Below are 603 nucleotides of genomic sequence, written 5' to 3'. Positions count from 1 at the left end.
GGTTTTTGCAGCAGGTGGGTGTGTCTAGTCAGCAGGTGTGTTAATCAGGAGGACACAATGGCAAGCCTGTAGCTTTAAGCAGGAAAACCTTGAGATTGAGTGGCCAAGAGGCTTTGCTGGACACTGGCAAGTGCTTACGGCCACACCACTCTGGACCCGCCCGATCTCGTCCGATCTCGGAAGCCAAGCAGGGTTGGGCCTGGTTAGTACCTGGATGGGAGACCGCTTGGGAATACCAGGTGCTGTAAGTTTTCCATCTTTTCCTCCCAACCAGCAGAGGGTGTTCTTCCAAAATCTGCTTCAAAGTTCACCTAAGGTTTTTTTCTTTTTTTTTTTAATAAACAACTTTTGCCTCATGTAAAGTAATCAGGTAGCTTCAGAGCAATCAGAATCAAGGTGTCAATGCATAACCTTTAGCCTAATTACACCCACCTGTTACAATGAGCAGATGTTAGCAGTGTTTCTGTTCAGACTTTGTGTGTGTTTAAACCAAGGCTGATTTTGCAGAGGAGAGGTGAAATGGCATGGTTTTTGCAGCAGGTGGGTGTGTCTAGTCAGCAGGTGTGTTAATCAGGAGGACACAATGGCAAGCCTGTAGCTTTA

The 603-nt window shown here is 46.6% G+C and carries 1 rRNA gene; it reads left to right on the top strand.

Annotated elements, in window-relative coordinates:
* Positions 1-132 precede the first annotated feature (132 nt).
* Positions 133-251: ribosomal RNA gene (rrf, locus tag ACFIKD_RS09765) — 5S ribosomal RNA — on the top strand.
* Positions 252-603 lie beyond the last annotated feature (352 nt).

Source organism: Bartonella sp. CR84HXZ, assembly GCF_042194535.1.
In the GTDB taxonomy this organism is placed as follows: domain Bacteria; phylum Pseudomonadota; class Alphaproteobacteria; order Rhizobiales; family Rhizobiaceae; genus Bartonella; species Bartonella grahamii.
The sequence above is the reverse complement of the archived record's forward strand: the minus strand, read 5'-3'. Positions and strand labels throughout refer to the sequence as shown.